The sequence below is a fragment of the Amycolatopsis sp. NPDC045836 genome (assembly GCF_056431745.1).
In genome coordinates, this window is record NZ_JBWKKF010000004.1 from 178,916 (window position 1) to 193,992 (window position 15,077).

Below are 15,077 nucleotides of genomic sequence, written 5' to 3' on the forward strand. Positions count from 1 at the left end.
AACAATCATTATCGCTAATGCGGTCAGCATGTTTCATCGTTGGACCTGAACTCGCCGGAGGACCACGATGAACGGCATGACCACGCCGCCCGCCGCGCGGATCGCCCTGGTCGGCGACCGCTCGCCCCACGTCCGCTCGCACACCCGGATCCCCGGGCTGCTGGAAACACTCGCCGAACGCGACGGTCTCGTGCTGGACGCGTACTGGATCCCCACCGAGGAGGCGGCGGCGGTCGACGGCTTCGACGCGATCTGGCTGCTGCCGGGCAGCCCGTACCGGAGCGAGGCCGGTGCCCTGGCCGCGGTGACCGCGGCGCGGACGCGGGGCATCCCGTTCCTCGGCACGTGCGGTGGTTTCCAGCACGCGCTGCTGGAGTACGCCAGGAACGTGTGCGGGCTGGACGTCGCGCACGGGGAGAACGACCCGGCGGCGGCGTCGCCGCTGATCGTGCCGCTGGCGTGCTCCCTGGCCGGGCACGAGGGCACGATCGTGGTGGACCCGGAGTCACTGGCGGGCACCGTCCTCGGGTCGGCGCGGACGGTGGAGCGATACCACTGCTCCTACGGCTGCGACGCGGCTTACCTGCAGGTTCTGCTTTCGAACGGCCTGCGGTTCAGCGGACTGGACGAAGCCGGGGACCCGCGGGTGGTGGAGCTGCCGGGGCACCCGTTCTTCCTGGCCACCCTGTTCCAGCCGGAACTGGCGCGGGAGGACCTGGCGCCGCACCCGATCATCCGGGCGCTGGCCTTCGCCGCCGTCCGCCACCTGGAGGGACAGAGCGCAGCCGTATAGGGCGTTATACGCCCGGCTACGAGGGCGCTTGGCCAGAACGCGCCGAGGCACGCCGCCCTTTGCCGATCACCGAAGTGGTGATCGGCGAAGGGCGCGCCGATCATCCGAGTGAAGCACCTGCGCGCAGCAGGAACCGCCAGCCACCGGCGCGGAGCACCCACAAGACCGCACCGATCATCCGACTGGCGCCCCACACCGATGCCCGGCTCAAAAGCGACCTCGCCCGTCCCGCCGGAGGCGGGACAGAGTCACAGCGTGAAGCCGAGGGCGCGCAGCTGGTCGCGGCCGTCTTCGGTGATCTTCTCCGGGCCCCACGGCGGCATCCAGACCCAGTTGATCCGGAAGTCCGAGACCAGGCCGGCGCCGCCGGTGAGGGCGGAAGCGGTCTGGTCCTCGATGACGTCGGTCAGCGGGCAGGCCGCCGAGGTCAGGGTCATGTCGATGGTGGCGGTGTTGTCCGGCTCGACGTGGATGCCGTACACCAGGCCGAGGTCGACCACGTTGATGCCCAGTTCGGGGTCGACCACGTCGCGCATGGCCTCCTCCACGTCCTCCACCTTGGCCACGTCGGCCGACGGCGCCTGCTGTTCGGGCAGGTCGGCGGCGGTCCGGCCGTCGCGGGGGGCGGGCTGGGTTTCGGTCTCGCTCATTTCACCTCTCCGTTCGAACCGGCGCTGCTTACCGCGTCCTTGAACGCCATCCACCCGAGCAGCGCGCACTTCACGCGTGCCGGGTACTTCGCGACACCCGCGAAGGCGATGCCGTCTTCGAGCACGTCCTCGTCCGGTTCCACCTGGCCCCGGCCCTGCATCAACTCGACGAACGCGTCCAGCGTCCGCATCGCCTCGTCCACGGTGTGCCCGACCACCAGGTCGTTCAGCACCGACGTCGACGCCTGGCTGATCGAGCACCCCTGGCCCTCGTAGGAGATGTCGGCCACGGTGGCGCCGTCCAGCTTCACCCGCAGCGTCACCTCGTCCCCGCAGGTGGGGTTGACCTGGAACGACTCGGCGTCGAACGGCTCCCGCAGGCCGCGGCCGTGCGGGTTCTTGTAGTGGTCCAGGATGATTTCCTGGTACATGCTCTGCAGCTGCATCAGGCCACCCCGAAGAACCGCTGCGCCTCGCGGACCCCGCGCACCAGCTGGTCCACTTCGGACAGTTCGTTGTAGAGGTAGAACGACGCGCGCACGGTGGCGGGCACGCCCATCCGGCGGTGCAGCGGCCACGCGCAGTGGTGCCCGACGCGCACCGCGACCCCGAGGCTGTCCAGCACCTGCCCGGCGTCGTGCGGGTGCACCCCGTCGATCACGAAGGACACCGCTCCCCCGCGGTCGGCCGAGTCGGCTGGCCCGATCAGCCGGACCCCGGCGATCTCGGCGAGCCCGGCGATCGCGGCCTCGGTGAGCTGGTGCTCGTGCGCGGCGACGGCGTCCATGCCCACGGCGGACAGGTAGTCCACCGCGGCACCGAGGCCGACCGCCTGCGAGGTCATCGGCGAACCCGCCTCGAACCGCTGCGGCGGCGGCGCGAAGGTGGAGCCCTCCATCCGGACCAGCTCGATCATCGAGCCGCCGGTGATGAACGGCGGCATCGCCTCGAGCAGTTCCCGGCGGCCGTACAGCACGCCGATGCCGGACGGGCCGAGCATCTTGTGCCCGGAGAAGGTGGCGAAGTCCACCCCGAGCCCGGCCAGGTCGACCGGGGCGTGCGGCACCGACTGGCAGGCGTCGAGCAGGGTGAGCGCGCCCACCCGCTTCGCCGCGGCCACCAGTTCCGCCACCGGGTTGACCGTGCCGAGCACGTTCGACTGGTGGGTGAAGGCGACCAGCTTGGTCCGCCCGGTGATCAGCGAGTCCAGTTCGGACAGGTCGAGCCTGCCCTCGTCGGTGACGCCGAACCAGCGCAGCTCCGCCCCGGTCCGCTGGGCCAGCTGCTGCCACGGCACCAGGTTGGCGTGGTGCTCCATCTCGGTGATGACGATCTCGTCGCCCTCGCCGATGGCGAAGCGCGCCGCCTCGGGGCCGGCGGTCGCCGCGTTGCTCATCGCGTAGACGACCAGGTTGAAGCCCTCGGTGGCGTTCTTGGTGAAGACCAGCTCACCGGGGGTGGCGCCGACGAATTCCGCGATGCGCGCGCGGGCGTCCTCGTAGGCGTCGGTCGCCTCCTCGGCGAGCTGGTGCGCACCGCGGTGCACCGCGGCGTTGGCCGTCTCCAGGAACCGTCGCTCGGCGTCGAGCACCTGCGACGGGCGTTGCGCGGTGGCCCCGGAATCCAGATACACCAAGGGTTTCCCGTCCCGGACGGTGCGGGACAGGATGGGGAAGTCGGCACGCAGGGCGGCGACGTCCAGTGGCACAGAGTCGGCGGCGGTGGTGGTCAAGCCGGCTCCTCTCGATCGTGTGGTGGATTCCGGGGCGTGCTCGGGTCAGACCGCGGCGGTCTCGGCCTTGCCCGCGTACTTGACGTAGCCGTTCGCCTCGAGTTCGTCAGCCAGTTCAACACCGCCGGACTCGACGATCTTCCCGCCGGCGAACACGTGCACGAAATCCGGCGTGATGTGCTTGAGGATCCGGGTGTAGTGCGTGATCAGCATGACACCGACCTCGTTGCCCGCCTTGTAGTCGTTGACGCCCTCGGAGACCACCCGCAGCGCGTCCACGTCCAGGCCGGAGTCGGTCTCGTCGAGGATGGCGAACTTCGGCTTGAGCAGCGCCAGCTGCAGGATCTCGTGGCGCTTCTTCTCCCCACCGGAGAAGCCCTCGTTCACGCTGCGCTCGGCGAACTCGGCGGAGATGTCGAGCTTGCCCATCTCCTCCTTGACCTCCTTGACCCAGTGGCGCAGCTTGGGGGCCTCGCCGCGGACCGCGGTAGCCGCGGTGCGCAGGAAGTTCGACATGGACACGCCGGGCACCTCGACCGGGTACTGCATGGCGAGGAACAGCCCGGCGCGGGCGCGCTCGTCCACGCTCATCTCGAGCACGTCCTCGCCGTCGAGCAGCACCTGGCCCGAGGTGACCTCGTACTTCGGGTGCCCGGCGATGGCGTAGGACAGGGTCGACTTGCCGGAGCCGTTGGGGCCCATGATCGCGTGCGTCTCACCCGAGCGGATGGTCAGGTTGACGCCCTTGAGGATCTCCTTGGCACCCTCGTCGGTGGTGACCGAGGCGTGCAGGTCCTTGATTTCCAGAGTGGCCATGAGTCTTTCTGTTCCTAAAGTTCGGGGGAGGTCAGGCGCCGACGGCCTGGAGTTCGGCCTCGATCGCGGCTTCGAGGCGCTCGCGCACCTCGGGCACGGTGATCTTCGCCAGGATCTCGTGGAAGAACCCGCGCACCACCAGCCGGCGCGCCTGCTCCTCGGCGATGCCGCGCGACTGCAGGTAGAACAGCTGCTCGTCGTCGAACCGCCCGGTGGCGCTGGCGTGCCCGGCGCCCTCGATCTCGCCGGTCTCGATCTCCAGGTTCGGCACCGAGTCGGCCCGCGCGCCCTCGGTGAGCACCAGGTTCCGGTTGAGCTCGTAGGTGTCGGTGGCCTCGGCGGCCGCGCGGATCAGCACGTCGCCGATCCACACCGCGTGCGCGCCGTCGCCCTGCAGCGCGCCCTTGTACATCACGTTCGACTTGCAGTTGGGCACCGCGTGGTCGACGAACAGCCGGTGCTCCTGGTGCTGGCCGGCGTCGGCGAAGTACACGCCGAGCAGTTCGACCTCGCCACCCGGTTCGGCGAAGGCCGCGGTCGGCGACACGCGCACCAGGTCGCCGCCGAGGGTGACCACGGTGTGCTTGAGCACCGCGTCCCGGCCCAGCTTCAGGTGCTGCTCGGAGACGTGCACCGCGTCGTCGGCCCAGTCCTGCACGGAGACCACGGTGATCTTGGCCGAGTCGCCGACGACGAACTCCACGTTGTCGGCGTAGGTGCCGGAGCCGGCGTGGTCGAGGATGATCACGGCCTCGGCGAAGGCCTCGGCGCGCACCTGCAGGTGGCCGTAGGCGGTCTTGCCCTCGCCGGGACCGACCAGCCGGAGCACGCTCGGGCTGGACGCCCTGGTCTCCTTCGGCACGGTCACCACGGTGGCGGTTTCGAACGCGGAGTAGGCCTGGGCGGCGATGCGGTCGCTCGGCACGCCCGCCGCGCCGAGGCGCTCGTCGTCCCGGCCGACCGTTTCCAGCTTCAGCTCGGGGGCCAGGTCGGCCTCCACGGTGAGCCGGCCGTCGGCGACGGCGGTGCCGTCGTGCAGGCCGCGCAGGCGCTTCATCGGCGTGAAGCGCCAGTTCTCCTCACGACCGCCGGGCACCTCGAAGGCCTCGACGTCGTAGGAGGCGAACCGCTCCGCACGGGAAGCGGCCGGGATGACCGATTCCCGTGCGGCGTTCGAAACGTTGTTCTCTGTCGTAGCCGTCATGTCAGCCGACGGACCCTTCCATCTGCAGCTCGATCAGGCGGTTCAGCTCGAGCGCGTACTCCATCGGGAGTTCACGCGCGATGGGCTCGACGAACCCGCGGACCACCATGGCCATGGCCTCTTCCTCGGTCAGCCCGCGCGACATCAGGTAGAACAGCTGGTCCGCGCTGACCTTGGACACCGTGGCCTCGTGGCCCATGGACACCTCGTCGTTGCGGATGTCCACGTACGGGTAGGTGTCCGAGCGGGAGATCGTGTCCACCAGCAGCGCGTCGCAGACCACGCTGGAGCGCGAGTGGTGCGCCCGCTTGGCGACCTTGACCAGGCCGCGGTAGGAGGTGCGGCCACCGCCGCGCGCCACCGACTTCGACACCACGGTCGAGGAGGTGTACGGCGCCAGGTGCTCCATCTTCGCGCCGGCGTCCTGGTGCTGGCCCTCACCGGCGAAGGCGACCGAGAGCACTTCGCCCTTGGCGTGCTCACCCATCAGGAACACCGACGGGTACTTCATCGTGACCTTGGAGCCGATGTTGCCGTCGACCCACTCCATGGTCGCGCCCTCTTCGGCCTTGGCCCGCTTGGTGACCAGGTTGTAGACGTTGTTCGACCAGTTCTGGATCGTGGTGTAGCGGCAGCGGCCGCCCTTCTTCACGATGATCTCCACGACCGCCGAGTGCAGCGAGTCCGACTGGTAGATCGGCGCCGTGCAGCCCTCGACGTAGTGCACGTAGGCACCCTCGTCGACGATGATCAGCGTGCGCTCGAACTGGCCCATGTTCTCGGTGTTGATCCGGAAGTAGGCCTGCAGCGGGATGTCCACGTGCACGCCCGGCGGCACGTAGATGAACGAGCCGCCCGACCAGACCGCGGTGTTCAGCGCGGAGAACTTGTTGTCCCCGGCCGGGATGACCGAGCCGAAGTACTCCTGGAACAGCTCCGGGTGCTCACGCAGGCCGGTGTCGGTGTCCAGGAAGATCACGCCCTGGGCCTCGAGGTCCTCGCGGATCTGGTGGTAGACCACCTCGGACTCGTACTGGGCGGCCACGCCCGCGACCAGCCGCTGCTTCTCCGCCTCGGGGATGCCGAGCCGGTCGTAGGTGTTCTTGATGTCCTCGGGCAGGTCTTCCCAGCTGGTCGCCTGCTTCTCGGTGGAGCGCACGAAGTACTTGATGTTGTCGAAGTCGATGCCCGACAGGTCCGCGCCCCAGTTGGGCATCGGCTTGAGGTCGAACAGCTTCAGCGCCTTCAGGCGCGCGTCACGCATCCACTCCGGCTCGGACTTCTTCGCCGAGATGTCGAGCACGACATCTTCGCTGAGGCCGCGCCGGGCGCTGGCCCCGGCGGCATCGGAGTCCGCCCAGCCGTACGCGTAGTTGCCCAGGGAGTCGATGGTCTCTTCCTGGGACAGGGGCGCAGTGGTGGGAGTGCGCTGCTCGGCAGCGGCAGTCATACGGGATTCCCTCCGTCCGGAGATGGTGCTTCCATACCGCGCGGATTCTCCGCGGGTACGTGGGTGGTGCAGGCGGTGTCCCCGCGCGCGATGGTCGCGAGGCGCTGCACGTGGGTACCCAGCAGCCTCGCGAACGCCTCGGTTTCGGCTTCGCAAAGCTGGGGGAACTCGGCGGCCACGTGGGCCACCGGGCAGTGGTGCTGGCACAGCTGTTCACCCGTGCGGACCTGCCGGGTCGAGGCAGCGTAACCCTCCCTGGTCAGGGCGGCGGCGAGGGCCTCCGCCCGGGAGGCGGGCGCCGGGGAACTGGTCACCGCGTCGCGGTGGGGCTCCACGAGCGCGGCGACGCGGCTCTCGGCGAACGCGCGGACCGCGTCCGGGCCCGCGTGCTCGGCGAGGAACCGGACGGCCGAGACCGCGAGGTCGTCGTAGGCGTGCCCGAACCGGGCCCGGCCGCTGTCGGTGAGCCGGAACGCCCTGGCCGGGCGCCCCCTCCCCCGCGGGCCGCGCCGGGGCGCGTCGAGCGTCTCGGCCTCGCCGCAGTCGAGCAGGGTGTCGAGGTGGCGGCGCACCGCGGTGGGGCTGATGCCGAGCTTTTCGGCGACCACCGCGGCGGTGATCGGCCCCTCCTCGAGCAGCAGCCGCGCCACTTCGTGCCGGGTCCGGCCGTCGGCGCTGGCCTGCACGGGCACGCCGGTGGCCGCGGTCCGGCCGTGGCCGTCCCGCCGCTGCTGGGCACCCGTCTTTTTCACAACACAAGTGTGTCGTATATCCGGGCGAGGGGCAAAGGCGGGTCAATTGCGGGTGACCGACATCACGGTTGAGCAGCGGTCGATACCCTGCCGGAGTGGAGACCAGGTCGCCCGTGGAGCCCGCCGTACCGCAGCCGCTGGACGTGACCGAGGAGCGCGCGCTCAAGCTCATCCGCCGGTTCGGCACCACCGGGTCGCTGTTCCTGGCCACCGGCTCGCTCGGCGCGGGTGCCGCCCCGGTGATCAACCCGGTGCTGGAGATCCCGGTGCTGCGCGTGTTCGCCCGCATTTCGACGGTCTCGCTGGCGATCGCGGCCACCGGCATCCTGATGGTGGTGCTGGCCTGGCTGATGCTCGGCCGGTTCGCCCGGCCCGCCAACGCCCGGCTGGCCACGCCCAAGCAGCTGCACCGCGCGCTGATCACCTGGGTGACGCCGCTGCTGTTCATCCCGCCGCTGTTCTCCCGCGACGTCTACAGCTACCTGGCGCAGAGCGAGATCGTGCGGCGCGGCATGGACCCGTACTCCCTCGGCCCGGCCGAGGCGCTGGGCATCGGCGATCCGCTGACCGCGGGCGTGTCGAACATGTGGCGGGAGACCCCGGCCCCGTACGGGCCGCTCTACCTGCGGTTCGGCAGCTGGCTGGCGGAGGCGGCAGGCAACAACATCGTCACCGGCGTGATGCTGCACCGCGGGCTCGCCGTGGTCGGCGTGGTGCTGATCGTGTGGGCGCTGCCGCGGCTGGCCTCGCGGTTCGGCGTGCAGCCCGCCACCGCGCTCTGGCTGGGCGCGCTCAACCCGCTGCTGATCTTCCACCTGGTGGCCGGGGCGCACAACGACGCGCTGGCGCTGGGGCTGATGGTCGCCGGGCTGGAACTGGGGCTGCGGAAACTGCCCAGGCGGGTGAAGGGCGACACGCCCCCGCCGGTGGCTCCCGGTGAACTGCGGTTCATCGCGCTCGGCGTGGCGGTGATCACCCTGGGCGTGCTGGTCAAGGTCAGCGCGATCCTGGCGCTGCCGTTCTTCACCGTGATGGTGGCGCGGCGCTGGCACGGCGGCATCAAGGACCTCTTCCGCGCGGCGGCGCCGATGTTCGTGGTGTTCGCGGTGGTCTTCGCCGGGGTCACCCTGCTCACCGGGCTCGGCTTCGGCTGGATCGGCGCGCTGGACACCCCCGGCCTGGTGCGGGCGTGGATCTCCCCGACCGCCGAACTCGGCAACCTCGGCGGCCTGCTCGGCATCGCGCTCGACCTGGGCAACCACACCAACGCGCTGGTGCCGATCCTGGGCAACCTCGGTTACCTGGTGGCCGCGGTGGTCACCGCGAAGTTCATCCGGGACAGCCTGAAGTGGCGCTACCGCCCGATCATCGGGCTCGGCGTCTCGCTCGGCGCGGTGATGGTGCTGCACGTGGCGCTGCAGCCGTGGTACCTGCTGTGGGCGGCGATCCCGCTGGCCGCGGCGGCGGGCACCTCGCGGTTCCGGGTCGCCGCGACCTGGTCGAGCGTGGTGCTCTCGCTGGTGGTCTTCCCCACCGGCGGCAGCTTCGGCGGGCGCACCTTCGTGCCGTTCCAGGCCTACACCGCGGCGATCGTGGTGGTGGTGCTGGCGCTGCTGCTGGTGCGCCGGATGTGCCCGCTGATCTTCACCCGGCCCGACGCCGCCGCCATCTCCGGCGCGCTGTCCGAAGCCCACCTCGACGACGAGCTCTACCCCGGCCCGCGCCAGCCCGCCTGAGGCACCCGCTCAAGAGCGACCTCACCGCCTCGGCGGAGCCGAGACCAACTAGCCTGGCGATGTGAACGCACCCGCCGTGGAGATAACCGGGCTGGTGAAGCGCTTCGGCTCGACCAGGAAGGTCACCGCCGTCGACGGCCTGGACCTGCGGATGCCGCAGGGCACGCTGCTGGCCCTGCTGGGCCCGAACGGGGCGGGCAAGACGACCACGGTCGAGGTGTGCGAAGGCTTCCAGCGGCCGGATTCCGGGACCGTCCGGGTGCTCGGGCTGGATCCCGCCGGCCAGGGCGCCCGGCTGCGGCCCCGGATCGGGGTGATGCCGCAGGGCGGTGGCGCCTATCCCGGCGTGCGGGCCGAGGAGATGCTCGGCCTGGTGGCCTCGTGCGCGGCCCGGCCGCTCGATCCGGCGTGGCTGCTCGAAGTGCTCGGCTTGGAGAACGTGCGCCGCACCCCGTTCAAACGGCTCTCCGGCGGGCAGCAGCAGCGGCTTTCGCTGGCGTGCGCCCTGGTCGGCCGCCCGGAACTGGTGTTCCTCGACGAGCCGACGGCGGGCATGGACCCGCAGGCGCGGCGCCTGGTCTGGGACCTGCTCGCCGCCCTGCGCGCCGACGGCGTCAGCGTGCTGCTGACCACGCACCTGATGGAAGAAGCCGAAACGCTCGCCGATCACGTGGTGATCGTCGACGGCGGCAGGGTGATCGCCGAAGGCGCGCCGGGTGAACTGACCGCCGAAGCCGGTGAAGCCGCCCAGCTGCGGTTCCGCGCGCGGGCCGGGCTCGACACCGCGCTGCTCACCGCGGCGCTGCCCGAGGGTTACCTGGTGCGGGAATCCGCGCCCGGCAGCTACCGGGTGGAGGGCGTGGTCGACCCGCAGGTGGTCTCCGCGGTCACCGCGTGGTGCGCCCAGCAGGGCGTGCTCGCCGAAGAACTGCACGTCGGCCGCCGGGACCTGGAAGAGGTCTTCCTGGAGCTGACGGGACGGGAGTTGCGCGGATGACGGCCACCAGACCAGCGGTGGGCCCCCGCTTCGCGCCGGGCACGTTCACCCCGGCGCCCGGCCGGGGCGGGCTCGGCCGCATGCTGCGCACGCACGCCCGCGTGGAGACCGCGCTGACCCTGCGCCACGGCGAGCAGATCCTGCTCACCCTGCTCATCCCGCTGGCGCTGCTGATCGGGTTGAGCCTGCTGGACCTGCTGCCCTCGGGGGAACTGGGCCCGGTCGCGGCGGTGGACTGGGTGACCCCGCGGATCCTGGCGCTGGCGGTGATGTCGTCGGCGTTCACCGGGCAGGCCATCGCACTCGGCTTCGACCGGCGCTACGGCGTGCTGAAACGGCTTTCGGCGACCGCGCTGCCGCGCTGGCTGCTGGTCGCCGGGCGGCTGCTCGCCGCGCTGGTGGTGGTCGCCATCCAGGCCGTGGTGCTCGGGGTGGTGGCCGCGCTGCTCGGCTGGTCGCCGTCGCCGGGCGGGTTGCTGGCCGCGGTGGTCTTCCTGGTCGCGGGCACCTTCGCCTTCGGTGCGCTGGGCGTGCTGCTGGGCGGCTCGCTGCGGGCGGAGGCGGTGCTGGCGCTGGCGAACGTGGTGTGGTTCGTGCTGCTGCTGGCGGGCGGCATCCTGCTGGTGCCCGCCGCGATGCCGGGTGCGCTCGGCGACGTGGTCGGCCTGCTGCCCTCCGGCGCGCTCGCCGAAGGGCTGCGGTCGGCGCTGCTGGACGGGCGGTTCAGCTGGGGCCCGGTCGCCGTGCTGGCGGCGTGGGCGGCCGCGGGCGGCGCCCTGGCCGCCCGCACCACCCGCCTGAGCTGAAACCACGGCCTCGGCTCCGCCGGGACGGGCGGGGCGGGTGCGTGAGCCGGGCCTGCAGACCTCTCAGCGAAGGCGCAGAACCGGCCGCCTACCATCGGGGCGTGCCGTTGAAGTCGCTCGTCGCCCGTCTTCCCTATCCCTCTCCCGTGGTGCAGCGGGTGCTCGCCATCGCCGCGGTGATCACCCAGGGCGGGATCGGGGTGACCGGCTCCATCGTGCGCGTCACCGGCTCCGGCCTCGGCTGCCCGACCTGGCCGCAGTGCTTCCCCGGCAGCATGTTCCCGGTCGAGCACCCCGAACTGAGCGCGCTCACCCAGTGGATCGAGTTCGGCAACCGGCTGCTCACCGGGCTGGTGATCGTGGTGGCCGGGCTGTGCGTGCTGGCCGCCTGGCGCATCCAGGCCGACCAGCCGAGCAGGCGCCGGCTGGTGGCGCTGGCCTGGACGATGCCGCTCGGCGTGGTCGCGCAGGCGGTGATCGGCGGGATGACCGTGCTCACCGGCCTGCTGTGGTGGACCGTGGCCATCCACTTCCTCGCCTCCACCCCGCTGGTGTGGCTGGCGTTCATGCTGCTGCGCGCCTTCGGCGAGGGTGACGAACAGCCGCGCTGGCTGATCGAGCCGCTGGCCAGGAAGCTGATGGTGGCACTGGTGGTGCTGCTCGGCGCGGTGCTCGTCGCCGGGACCACGGTGACCGGGGCCGGCCCGCACGGCGGTGACCCGGACACCCCGCGGCTGGACGCGCCGATCGAGGCGCTGGCCCAGGTGCACGGCGGCCTGCTGGTGGCCTTCCTGGTCGTGCTGGCGGTGCTCGGGCTGAACCTCTCCCGCACCGGCGTGCCCGCGGCCGTGTGGCGCCGCTACACCGTGCTGTGGGTGGTCGCGCTGGCCCAGGGCGGGCTCGGCAGCCTGCAGTACGCACTCGGTATCCCCGAGGCGCTGGTCTCCCTCCACGTGCTCGGTTCGGCGCTGGTCATCGTGGCCACCGCGGCGCTGTGGTGCGCCACCCGCGACCGCGGCCCGGTGCCCGCCAGGACCCCGGCGGCGGCCCCGGTACCCGCGACCGCCGGCTGACCGACACCCGGGCTTAACGAGGGCGCGAACCGCGAGCCGGAATGTCCGAATAGGCTTGGTGCCCATGAAGTCACCCTCGGCGGCCACCGGGCCGAAGCCGATCGTTTCCCACCAGCGCTCCACCGCCGAGATGGTGGTGCTCAAGGCGTTCCTGCTGATCCCGTTCGCCGCGCTGGTGGTGGCCGTGCCGGTCGCCTGGGGCTGGGGGCTCAACTGGGTGGACGTCGGCCTCGCGGTGGCGTTCTACGTGATCGGCACGCTCGGCGTGACCGTGGGCTACCACCGCTACTTCACCCACGGCGCGTTCAAGGCGTCGCGGCCGCTGCGGATCGCGCTGGCCGTGGCAGGCGGGCTGGCGGTGCAGGGCTCGGTGATCTTCTGGGTGGCCAGCCACCGGCGGCACCACGCCTTCGCCGACCGCGAGGGCGACCCGCACTCCCCCTGGCTGTTCGGCACCACGCCGGTGGCGCTGGCGCGGGGGTTCTGGCACGCGCACATGGGCTGGATGTTCCAGCGCGAGGTGACCAGCTACGAGCGGTTCGCCCCGGACCTGCTGGCCGACGAGGACCTGCGCCTGGTCAACCGGTACTTCTGGCTGTGGACCACGCTCAGCCTGGCCGCGCCCGCGCTGCTCGGCGGCCTGCTCACCTGGTCGTTCTGGGGTGCGGTGACCGCGTTCTTCTGGGCCGGGCTGGTGCGCATCGCCTTCCTGCACCACGTCACCTGGTCGGTGAACTCGATCTGCCACCTGGTCGGCGACCGGCCGTTCGCCAGCCGGGACAAGGCGGCGAACTTCTGGCCGCTGGCGATCCTGTCCATGGGCGAGTCCTGGCACAACTCGCACCACGCCGACCCGACCTGCGCCCGGCACGGGGTGCTGCGCGGTCAGGTCGACGTGTCGGCGCGGGTGATCTGGCTGTTCGAGAAGTTCGGCTGGGCCAGCGACGTGCGCTGGCCGAAGCCGGAGCGCATCGCGGCCAAGCTGGTCAAACCCGCCCAGCCCGCGGGCTAGGCGCTAACGCGGCCTGGCCATCCGGCGGCGGTACTCCGCGCCGATCTTCGTCGCGCCGACGGTCTCGTTGTCCCAGGTGGACGCTTCGAGGCCGTCGACCGCTTCGACCAGCTTCTCGCCGGTCCCCACGCTGGGCACGACCACGTCGCCCATCGCCCCGTCCGCGCCGACCAGCACCACCCTGGCCCCGGCGCGGCCGATGCTCTCCACCACGGCACGGCCGGTCTTGTCCGCGCCCCCGTGCTTCGCGACGAAACCGCGTGCGGCGGCCAGCTGGCGCCCGCTCGGTTCGGCCGGTCGCGTGTTCTCGTTCTCCTCGTTCACCTCAGCCACCCGCCGAGCGTATCGGTCCACGGGCCGGGACGCGGAACATCGTGGCCCCGGCCATAGTTGCGGTTACCGAGAACGCACCCCGAGGAGGACGCATGCCCACCCCAGCAGTACGGATCCGGCAGACCGGCGGCACGGAGGTCCTGGAGTTCACCGAGATCGACCCCGGTGCTCCCGGGCCGGGTGAACTGCTGGTCGACGTGGCGGCGGCCGGGGTCAACTACATCGACACCTACCAGCGGAGCGGGCTGTACCCGGTGGAGCTGCCGCTGGTGCTGGGGCTGGAGGGCGCCGGGCGGGTCGCCGCCGTCGGCGAGGGCGTGGACGGGTTCGCCGCCGGTGACCGCGTGGCGTGGCAGGGCGTGCCCGGTGGCTACGCCGGGCAGGCGCGGGTGCCCGCGTCGGCGGCGGTGCGGGTGCCGGACGGCGTCGGCGACGACATCGCCGCGGCGACCCTGCTCCAGGGCATCACCGCGCACTACCTGGTCTCGTCGACCTATCCGGTGCAGGAGGGCGAATCGGTGCTGGTGCACGCCGCGGCCGGCGGGGTCGGCCTGCTGCTGACCCAGCTGGCCAAGGCCAGGGGGGCCAGGGTGATCGGCACCGTGTCGACCGAGGAGAAGGCGCGGCTGGCCCGCGAAGCCGGGGCCGACGAGGTGATCCGGTACGACCAGGACGACTTCGCCGAGGTGACCAGGAAGCTGACCGGCGGCGAGGGCGTGTCGGTGGTCTACGACGGGGTCGGCAAGTCCACAGTGGACGGCAGCATGGCCAGCGTGCGGCGGCGCGGCATGCTGGTGCTGTTCGGCAACGCCAGCGGTGCGGTGCCGCCGGTGGACCCGCTGCGCCTGAACGCGGCCGGGTCGATCTTCATGACCCGCCCCAAGACCGTCGACTACACCGCCACCAGGGCGGAACTGGACTGGCGGGCGGGCGAGTTGTTCGGCGCGGTGGCCGAAGGTTCGCTGAACATCCGGATCGGCGGGCGCTACCCGCTGGCCGAGGCCCGGCAGGCGCACGAGGACCTGCAGGGCCGCCGGACCACCGGGAAGCTGCTCCTGCTGCCCTGAAATCCCGCCGGTGGCTTCCGGGCGCACCCGGAAGCCACCCGCCGGGTCAGTTGGTGCCCGGGGTGACCTTCACCGCGTCGACGACGAAGACCAGCGTCTCCTTCTGCAGCGGGTGGCCGAGCTGCTTGCCGTAGGCCAGGTCCGGCGGCACCACGATGAGCCGGCGCCCGCCCTGGTAGATGCCCTCCAGGCCCTGCTCCCAGCCGGGGATGACCTGCTGCGCGCCCAGGGTCAGCGGCAGCGGCTTGCCCCGCTCGTAGGAGTTGTCCGCCACCTGCTTGTCGCTCCAGGTCACCAGCAGGTAGTTGGCCTCGAGCTGGCTGCCCTTGGTGGCCGCGGCGCCCTGGCCGGGCTCCAGGTCCTTGGTCAGCAGCTTGGTCGGCAAGACGCAGCCGTCGGGCAGCTTGACCTCCGGCTCCTGGCCCAGCTCGCCGGTGACCTCGATCTGGTCCACCGTGCACTCCGGCCCGGTGGGCTGGGACGGCTGGGGCGGCGCGGTCACCGTGCCGGGCACCCCGGTGTTCGGCCCGGCGGGCGCGATCGATGGCTGCTGGTTCGAGCCGGGGGGCTGGGTGGAGTCCTGTTCGGAGTTCGCGCACGCACCGAGGGCCAGTGCGGCGGCGACCACGACCATGAGCTTGGCAGAGTTCCGCATG

Annotated in this window: 16 protein-coding genes; 7 read left to right on the top strand and 9 right to left on the bottom strand. The window is 71.6% G+C overall.

Features of this window, described 5'->3' with window-relative positions; translation table 11 throughout:
- The first annotated feature begins 76 nt into the window (after nt 1-76).
- Nucleotides 77-793: a CTP synthase C-terminal region-related (seleno)protein gene (locus tag AC07EG_RS08215; RefSeq protein ID WP_478252324.1), complete on the top strand. Its 717-nt coding sequence runs from the start codon at nt 77-79 to the stop codon at nt 791-793.
- A gap of 248 nt (nt 794-1,041) precedes the next feature.
- On the opposite strand, the gene AC07EG_RS08220 is transcribed toward AC07EG_RS08215, so the two are convergent.
- From AC07EG_RS08220 to AC07EG_RS08250, 7 genes are read right to left on the bottom strand one after another with little or no spacing between them, the layout of a single operon-like run.
- The gene (locus AC07EG_RS08220) at nt 1,042-1,443 is read right to left on the bottom strand and encodes a metal-sulfur cluster assembly factor (RefSeq protein WP_478252325.1); all 402 of its coding nucleotides are present in this window, start codon (nt 1,441-1,443) and stop codon (nt 1,042-1,044) included.
- Entirely contained in the window at nt 1,440-1,889 is a 450-nt protein-coding gene (sufU, locus tag AC07EG_RS08225; protein WP_478252326.1) for a Fe-S cluster assembly sulfur transfer protein SufU, read from the bottom strand. Before sufU ends, AC07EG_RS08220 begins: the two co-directional genes overlap by 4 nt.
- A complete protein-coding gene (locus tag AC07EG_RS08230; RefSeq protein ID WP_478252327.1) occupies nt 1,889-3,175 on the bottom strand; it encodes a cysteine desulfurase in 1,287 nt (428 codons plus the stop codon). The genes sufU and AC07EG_RS08230 overlap by 1 nt, the downstream gene beginning before the upstream one ends.
- A 45-nt stretch (nt 3,176-3,220) precedes the next feature.
- A complete protein-coding gene (gene sufC / locus AC07EG_RS08235; protein ID WP_478252328.1) occupies nt 3,221-3,991 on the bottom strand; it encodes a Fe-S cluster assembly ATPase SufC in 771 nt (256 codons plus the stop codon).
- Between the two features lie 31 nt (nt 3,992-4,022).
- A complete protein-coding gene (gene sufD / locus AC07EG_RS08240; protein ID WP_478252329.1) occupies nt 4,023-5,195 on the bottom strand; it encodes a Fe-S cluster assembly protein SufD in 1,173 nt (390 codons plus the stop codon).
- 1 nt (nt 5,196) lies between these two features.
- A complete protein-coding gene (sufB, locus tag AC07EG_RS08245) occupies nt 5,197-6,645 on the bottom strand; it encodes a Fe-S cluster assembly protein SufB (protein ID WP_478252330.1) in 1,449 nt (482 codons plus the stop codon).
- Nucleotides 6,642-7,397: a helix-turn-helix transcriptional regulator gene (locus AC07EG_RS08250; protein ID WP_478252331.1), complete on the bottom strand. Its 756-nt coding sequence runs from the start codon at nt 7,395-7,397 to the stop codon at nt 6,642-6,644. The genes sufB and AC07EG_RS08250 overlap by 4 nt, the downstream gene beginning before the upstream one ends.
- 95 nt (nt 7,398-7,492) lie before the next feature.
- Here AC07EG_RS08250 and mptB point away from each other — a divergent pair, with 95 nt between their 5' ends.
- The 5 genes from mptB to AC07EG_RS08275 all read left to right on the top strand — a co-directional run bounded on the left by mptB (nt 7,493) and on the right by AC07EG_RS08275 (nt 13,021).
- Entirely contained in the window at nt 7,493-9,133 is a 1,641-nt protein-coding gene (mptB, locus tag AC07EG_RS08255; protein WP_478252332.1) for a polyprenol phosphomannose-dependent alpha 1,6 mannosyltransferase MptB, read from the top strand.
- A 61-nt stretch (nt 9,134-9,194) separates the two neighbouring features.
- Nucleotides 9,195-10,130 (top strand): ABC transporter ATP-binding protein, encoded by a 936-nt coding sequence (locus AC07EG_RS08260; protein WP_478252333.1) that lies wholly within the window; start codon nt 9,195-9,197, stop codon nt 10,128-10,130.
- Nucleotides 10,127-10,936 carry an ABC transporter permease gene (locus AC07EG_RS08265; protein ID WP_478252334.1) on the top strand — a complete coding sequence of 270 codons (810 nt, stop codon included), beginning with the start codon at nt 10,127-10,129 and terminating at the stop codon, nt 10,934-10,936. Before AC07EG_RS08260 ends, AC07EG_RS08265 begins: the two co-directional genes overlap by 4 nt.
- A gap of 101 nt (nt 10,937-11,037) precedes the next feature.
- Nucleotides 11,038-12,009: a COX15/CtaA family protein gene (locus tag AC07EG_RS08270; RefSeq protein ID WP_478252335.1), complete on the top strand. Its 972-nt coding sequence runs from the start codon at nt 11,038-11,040 to the stop codon at nt 12,007-12,009.
- A 64-nt stretch (nt 12,010-12,073) separates the two neighbouring features.
- The gene (locus tag AC07EG_RS08275; protein ID WP_478252336.1) at nt 12,074-13,021 is read left to right on the top strand and encodes an acyl-CoA desaturase; all 948 of its coding nucleotides are present in this window, start codon (nt 12,074-12,076) and stop codon (nt 13,019-13,021) included.
- Nucleotides 13,022-13,024: 3 nt separating this feature from the next.
- On the opposite strand, the gene AC07EG_RS08280 is transcribed toward AC07EG_RS08275, so the two are convergent.
- Complete coding sequence (locus AC07EG_RS08280) at nt 13,025-13,354, bottom strand: hypothetical protein (protein WP_478252337.1); 330 nt, start codon at nt 13,352-13,354, stop codon at nt 13,025-13,027.
- A 92-nt stretch (nt 13,355-13,446) separates the two neighbouring features.
- Here AC07EG_RS08280 and AC07EG_RS08285 point away from each other — a divergent pair, with 92 nt between their 5' ends.
- The gene (locus tag AC07EG_RS08285; RefSeq protein WP_478252338.1) at nt 13,447-14,421 is read left to right on the top strand and encodes a quinone oxidoreductase family protein; all 975 of its coding nucleotides are present in this window, start codon (nt 13,447-13,449) and stop codon (nt 14,419-14,421) included.
- Nucleotides 14,422-14,467: 46 nt separating this feature from the next.
- On the opposite strand, the gene AC07EG_RS08290 is transcribed toward AC07EG_RS08285, so the two are convergent.
- Nucleotides 14,468-15,076 (bottom strand): FKBP-type peptidyl-prolyl cis-trans isomerase, encoded by a 609-nt coding sequence (locus AC07EG_RS08290; protein WP_478252339.1) that lies wholly within the window; start codon nt 15,074-15,076, stop codon nt 14,468-14,470.
- Nucleotide 15,077: the final 1 nt, after the last annotated feature.